General features: G+C 64.9%; 5 protein-coding genes. 3 read left to right on the top strand and 2 right to left on the bottom strand.

The window, feature by feature from the left end:
• The first annotated feature begins 530 nt into the window (after positions 1-530).
• The 3 genes from G6038_RS24050 (at position 531) to G6038_RS32175 (ending at position 3,842) form a co-directional block, all read left to right on the top strand.
• Positions 531-1,757 (top strand): acetyl-CoA C-acetyltransferase, encoded by a 1,227-nt coding sequence (locus G6038_RS24050; protein WP_165040418.1) that lies wholly within the window; start codon positions 531-533, stop codon positions 1,755-1,757.
• Positions 1,758-2,026: 269 nt separating this feature from the next.
• Positions 2,027-3,271, top strand: coding sequence for an MFS transporter (locus G6038_RS24045; protein ID WP_165040416.1), 1,245 nt, complete (start codon positions 2,027-2,029; stop codon positions 3,269-3,271).
• Between the two features lie 10 nt (positions 3,272-3,281).
• Positions 3,282-3,842 carry a MarR family transcriptional regulator gene (locus G6038_RS32175; RefSeq protein ID WP_165040414.1) on the top strand — a complete coding sequence of 187 codons (561 nt, stop codon included), beginning with the start codon at positions 3,282-3,284 and terminating at the stop codon, positions 3,840-3,842.
• A 22-nt stretch (positions 3,843-3,864) separates the two neighbouring features.
• Here G6038_RS32175 and G6038_RS24035 read toward each other — a convergent pair whose 3' ends face one another.
• Together G6038_RS24035 and G6038_RS24030 are read right to left on the bottom strand one after the other, a co-directional pair.
• Entirely contained in the window at positions 3,865-5,058 is a 1,194-nt protein-coding gene (locus G6038_RS24035; protein ID WP_165040412.1) for an acetyl-CoA hydrolase/transferase family protein, read from the bottom strand.
• 65 nt (positions 5,059-5,123) lie between these two features.
• On the bottom strand, positions 5,124-6,305 hold the full coding sequence (locus G6038_RS24030) for an acyl-CoA dehydrogenase family protein (protein WP_165040410.1): 1,182 nt from the start codon (positions 6,303-6,305) through the stop codon (positions 5,124-5,126).
• Positions 6,306-6,313 lie beyond the last annotated feature (8 nt).

Below are 6,313 nucleotides of genomic sequence, written 5' to 3'. Positions count from 1 at the left end.
TCGGTGGCCCAGTCCAGCCGCTGCGCCTGCGTCGCCCAGAACCCGAGCCGGTCGGCGTCTGCGGCGGCCTGCAACTCGGGACCGGCGTTGGCGGTGGCGACGAACTCGGGGCTCGGTGGGTACACCTCGGCGCCGTGTTCGGTGGAGCTGGTGTCGGCGGTGCTCGTCATGCGGGTTGAGCCTTTCTGTCGTGCTGCACTGTCGAGCGGCACGGTCATCGCGTCCCGACTTCCTTCCTGCATGTCGTGGGCTACCGGTGACCTGACACCCTCCCCTGGCGGAAGTCGTTCCCTTGCAGCGTTCAGGCGACACTACCGGATAACCCCATGATTTATTACAATAAATTGTCCGGCCTCGTCACTGTCAGACATGCGGCCTCGAGGTCGGGGTGCAAGCCCTGCTCGTGCATCGCCCCAGATCCGATCCGACCTGACCGAGCACCCGCTCGTAGTGGACGCACCGCGTGGACGAGTGGGCTGGATGCTCGATCGAGCATCGAACCCAGCCGAACCCGATGAAGGAGAAAACAGATGCCCGAAGCTGTCATTGTGTCCACCGCTCGGTCTCCGATCGGCCGCGCCGGAAAAGGCTCGCTGAAGGACGTGCGACCCGACGACCTGGCCGCGCAGATGGTGCGAGCTGCCCTGGGCAAGGTCCCAGAGCTGGACCCCGAGGACATCACCGACCTGCTCCTGGGCTGCGGACTTCCAGGCGGTGAACAGGGCTGGAACATGGGTCGCAACGTCGCAGTCCTGCTCGGTTACGACCATCTCCCGGGCACCACGATCACCCGCTACTGCTCGTCGTCGTTGCAGACCACGCGAATGGCGTTCCATGCCATCAAGGCCGGGGAGGGTGATGCCTACATCTCGGCCGGAGTCGAGACGATCAGCCGATTCTTCAAAGGCACCTCCGACGACATTCCGGGCCAGGACATCCGGAATCCGAAGTTCTCCGATGCCGCGTTGCGGACCGAGGCCAGAGGTCAGAGCGGTGCCGAGGCATGGGGCGACCCACGCAAAGATGGTCAGCTCCCCGATGTCTACATCAACATGGGACAGACCGCGGAGAACGTGCAGCAGGTCCTCGGAATGAGCCGCCACGAACAGGACGAGTTCGCCGTGCGCAGCCAGAACCTTGCCGAGCAGCAGATCGCTTCCGGCTTCTGGGCCAAGGACATCACGCCCGTCCCATTGGAAGACGGCACCGTGGTGGCAAAAGACGACAGTCCCCGACCGGGCGTGACTATGGAGGACGTCAGCCGGCTCGAGCCGGTCTTCCGGCCGGACGGCACCGTCACCGCAGGGAACGCATGCCCGCTCAACGACGGCGCTGCGGCGATTGTCGTCATGAGTGATGTCAAGGCGAGAGAGCTGGGCCTGACCCCCCTGGCTCGGATCGTTTCCACCGCGGTCACCGGCCTGTCACCTGAGATCATGGGCCTCGGGCCCGTCGATGCGATCCCCGCCGCACTCCAGAGTGCCGGTATGAGACTCGAGGACATCGATCTGTTCGAGATCAACGAGGCCTTCGCAGTGCAGTCGTGGGGATCCGCGCAGCGGCTGGGCATTCCGATCGACAAGCTCAACGTCAACGGCGGTGCGATCGCGGTCGGACACCCGTTCGGCATGACCGGTGCTCGCATCACCTCGACCCTCATCAACTCCCTGCAGTGGCACGACAAGCAGTACGGGGTCGAGTCCATGTGCGTCGGCGGCGGCATGGGTATGGCAATGGTCCTCGAGCGACTCAACTGACCAGACGAATCGGGTTGCGGTGTTCACTTGCAGCTTCACCGCTCCTTCCGGACGCCCGAGGCCGCCTCTGCACAGTAGCGGGGTGAAGACTCTCGACAGGAAGGCTTCGGCAGTGTCTCCGCTCATCGGTGAGGACGCGAGGACGTTGCTTCGCGTCCTCACCGAAGCGACAGTGCCACGGTCTCATTCAGACATCGCAGGATCGTCGATGTCACCGGCCTCACACAAAAAGTACGCCAAACTATATATGATTGATATATAGTTTGGTGGTGTCCACTACTCAACTCCAGCGGTCATCGATTCAGCTGCTTCTCGATCGGGACTTCGGGACGTTGTTCTGGGGAAAGATCTGGTCGCTCATCGCTACGTGGGCGTTCACGATCATCATCGTGACGGTCGCCTACGGCGCGACCGGTTCCACCACCTGGGCCGGCATCATCAGCGCGGCGCAAATGGCGCCCCAACTCCTGTTCACTCTGGCAAGCGGGAGCTTGTCGGACGCGTACGGTGAGCGACTTCCGATAGTCGTGGGCGGAGCGCTGTCCGGGATCGGGTCCTTGACCCTCGCACTGTGGCTGTCGCTTACCGATACCGAGGGGTCCGACGCGATCTTGCCATTGCTCGTATGTGCGCTGGTCTGCGGCAGCGGACTCGCCCTGTCCTCACCGGCCATGCACTCGATCATTGCTCGGCTCGTCCGACCGGGTGAGCTGTCCTCGGCGGTGTCTCTCAACTTCCTCCCGACTGCATTGGCTCGGACGATAGGACCCGCGCTCGGGGCCCTACTGCTGGCGTGGTGGGATGCGGTCCTGAGCCTGTTCGTTGTCGGTCTCGTCTACGCGCTGACAACCGCAGGGTTCTTCCTGATGCGGTCCTCGCGACCGGTGCGGGGCGCCAACGAGGATGTCCGCGTCTGGAGCGCCGTTCGCTACGTGGTGCGCGATCGCGTCATCCTGGCCTATCTCGTCGCCGTGGCAGCGATCGGGTTCGGAGCGGAGCCGGCCATCACGTTGGCGCCCGCGATTGCGGACTCGGTCGATCACCATGGCTCGGCCGGTCTGATTGTGGCGGCCTTCGGCGTGGGTGGCCTGTTCGGTGTGCTGGTCCATCGAGTTGCGCAGGGCCGGTTGGCGCCCCGCACAGAGGGGTTCATCGCGATGGTCGTCCTTGCGGCGATGATCGCCTCGGCGAGCGCGAGTGAGCAGATGGGCGTGCTACTAGCGGTCATGATCGTGGCTGGGTGCAGCATGATGGTCGGCATCACCGCCTTCAGCGTCGCCGTCCAACAACGCTGTGCACCCCCACTGCTCGGACGGGTGATGGCGATGTGGGTCCTCGCCTTCGCCGGGGTCCGTCCACTCGCGGCGGTGACAGTTGGCTTCGTGGCGGAGCAATGGTCACTGCGGATCTCGTTGCTCGCAGGCGGGTGTGCACTCGTTCTGACGGCGGCCGCTCTGGCACTCGTCGTCACGCAGATGCAAAAGCGACACGTCACTGCCGCCGTACCGGAATGAGGGTACCGCCGTGCACTCCCCCGTTGAGCCGGTCTTTCCGTCTATGCCAGATTCGATCACGGCAACCAACGACGATCGCGAAGACGGGAATCTCGGAATGACGCAACGCTCGGAAGGATTCGCACGCGCGGATGAGGCTCTCGCTGAACTCGTGGCGATCCGTCGCTTAGCGAGCCACCGCGCGCTCCTGACCCACGGTACCGGCCTGGACGGCCGGATCACCATCATGCGGATACTCCGAGCGGTCGACGACCTGTCCCGGGACAAGGCTCCCTCGATCCGGGAGGTCGCCGAACGCCTGGGAATGGAACACTCGAATACGAGCCGCGCGGTGGACCAGGCGATCGAAGCAGACCTGTTGGCCAAGCACTCCTCGACGGCCGACCGGCGACGGCTGGAGCTCACGCTGACCGACAAAGGGCACCAGACCATCGCCGACCTCAACAGGCGCCGCGACGAAGTACATAGGGAACTCATGGTCGGCTGGGACGAGCACGAGGCACAGACGCTCGCCGGTCTGCTGGAAAAGCTCGTCGAGTCGTACGCGCGGGTCCTGGGAAGGCCCTCGTAGTCGGGCCTTCCCAGGAAAACGGTCAGGACGCGCCGAGTGCGGAGCGGAGTTCGTCCCGGTGGTCGGGATGGGCCACTTCGAGCAGTGCCTCGGCTCGTTGACCCACGGTCAGCCCGCGCAGGTCCGCGATCCCCTGTTCGGTCACGACGATCTGGGTCAGCGTGCGAGGTGCGGTTACCAGTCCGCGATCGACCACCGGGATGATGCGTGAGCGTCCTCGGGCTGTCGTCGACGGCAGTGCGATGATGCTCAGCGCATCGTCGAGCTGTGCTGCCATCATGAAATCGACGCTTCCGCCGATACCGCCGGCCTGACCCTTGGAGACCACCTCCGAGTTGAGTTGGCCGTATAGGTCCACCTCGAGTGTGGAGTTCACCGACACGAACCGGCGCCGCTCGGACAAGGCCTTCAAGCCGTGGGTGATCGGGGCCGGTTGAAGCTCGACTCGTGCCTCCCGATTTACCCAGCGGTAGAGTTCGGCGCTGCCCACGACCTCGCCGACGATGGCTGCCGGACCGTCGGTGCGGCACGCACCCGCCTCGATGAGGTCCCGGCCGGCGTCGGTCAGTTGGGAGGTGATGAGCAGGTCGGAGTGACCTGAGGACGTCAGGCGCCGGAGAACGGCTTCGGGGACCTTGCCGATTCCCCCCTGGAGGGTGGCGCCGTCCGGGATCAGGTCGATGATGTGTCCGGCGATGAGGTCGTCGATCTCGTCGGGGCGTCGATGGGGAAACGGGACAAGTGGTGCGTCGTGTTCGACCAGGTAGTCGATCTCCGACTCGTGGATCAGTGTGTCGCCGAAGGTGTAGGGCATCTGAGGGTTGACCTGAGCGATCACCGTGCGGGCGCGCTGTGCGAGTGCCTTGTTCACGCTGGCACTGATGCCCACGCTGTGGAACCCGTTGTCGTCGGGCGGTGAGACTTGGATCAGACACACGTCTGGGGTCGACGCGAGGACGTAGCGGTAGGTCTGCACCCAGGACAACGGCAGGAAGTCGACGTGCGGGCCCAGTCCGACATCACCGAGCAAGGTCTGGGGCATGAACCAGGTACGCAGGTGGATGTCGTGGCCCAGGTGTGGGGACAGCGCGGCGTAGCCGTCCAGGAACATGCCGCTGACGAGAGTGATCGGGCCAGCGAGTTCCTTTGTGCGTGCGGCCAGGGCGTGCAACAGTGCCGTCGGCTCGGCACTGAGGCTGGCGCTGGCTACGGTCATGCCCGGCTCGACGACGGATAGTGCTTCGGTCGCGGTGACTGACCGCGGATGTGTCGCGGTCGCCATCAGTAGCTCCTCGGCAGGCCGAGCACCCGCTCGGCGATGTAGTTGAGCACCATCTGGTTGTTGACCGGCGCGATGCGCTGCAGCCGGACCTCGGTCCAGTGCCGTCCGATGTGGTACTCACGGGCGAAGGAATAGCCACCGAACGTCTGCATGGCATCGTCGGCGATCTTCCACGCGGCCTCTGTGGTCAGGTACTTCGCCGAGTTCGCCAGCGTGCCGATGTTGCCGGCGCCCTGGATTTCGCACGCTTCGATCGCCGATTGGAGTACCAGGCTCGCCGCCAGAAGCTGGAGGTAGTCGGCCGCGAGGGGATGTTGCACGGCCTGGTTCTTCCCGATCGCGCGGTCGAACACGACTCGTTCGGAGGCGTAGCGGGTTGCCGCGTCGAGGCACCATCTGCCGATCCCCATCGCCACCGACGACAGGTAGAGACGTTCGGAGTTGAGGCTGTGCAGCAGGTGGTAGAAGCCCTGTCCTACCTCGCCCACGACGTCTTCGGGCCGCACCACGTGGTCACGGAAGAACAGCTCGGCGGAGGCAAAGGCGTTGCGGCCGATCTTCGGGATTTTCCGGATGTCGATCGTCGGGGTCTGCAGGTCGGTGAGGAAGAGGGTGAGACCGTCGCCGCGTCGCTTGCCCGTCCCGGCAGGTGATGTGCGTGCCAGCACGAGCACCTTTTGGGCGTACGGTGCGCCCGAGTTCCACACCTTCTGTCCGTTGAGCACCCACCCGCCGTCGCGTTCGGTGGCGGCGAGGTCGATCTGGGTCGTGTCGGTGCCGGCGTCGGGCTCGGTGACGCCGAAGGTGATGAGCAGTTCTCCGGAGGCGACCTTCGGCAGCAGTGTCTTTCGCTGCTCCTCCGTGCCGAATGCGAGGATCGAGGGAACGGCGAGAAGCGGAGTGTGGACGCTCGAGCACGCGTTGAGCGCGCCTCCGCTGGCCGCGACCTCCTCGAGCGCGGCGCAGAACTCGGCGATCGTGCCGCCTCCGCCGCCGTACTGCTCTGGAATCAGGATGCCCAGGAACCCGCTGTCGGCGAACGCCTTGACGAAGTCGGCCGCGTACTCGTGCTCGCGGTCGTGCTGCTCCCAGTACTCGGCGGGAAACTTCGAGCACAGGGCGCGGACGGCCTCGCGGATGTCCTTGTGTGATTCGAGATGGGGAAAGGTGCCGATGGGCATGGACAACA

Origin of the sequence: Rhodococcus sp. 14C212 (genome assembly GCF_011058195.1) — a bacterium.
In the GTDB taxonomy this organism is placed as follows: Bacteria; Actinomycetota; Actinomycetes; order Mycobacteriales; family Mycobacteriaceae; genus Rhodococcus; species Rhodococcus aetherivorans.
This window is presented reverse-complemented; position numbering and strand designations above follow the sequence as displayed.

Excerpts from the sequence above, each read along its gene's own strand:
- G6038_RS24050 (WP_165040418.1), top strand. The coding sequence starts at position 531 with ATGCCCGAAGCTGTCATTGTGTCCACCGCTCGGTCTCCGATCGGCCGC.
- G6038_RS24035 (WP_165040412.1), bottom strand. The coding sequence starts at position 5,058 with ATGACCGTAGCCAGCGCCAGCCTCAGTGCCGAGCCGACGGCACTGTTG.
- G6038_RS24030 (WP_165040410.1), bottom strand. The coding sequence starts at position 6,305 with ATGCCCATCGGCACCTTTCCCCATCTCGAATCACACAAGGACATCCGC.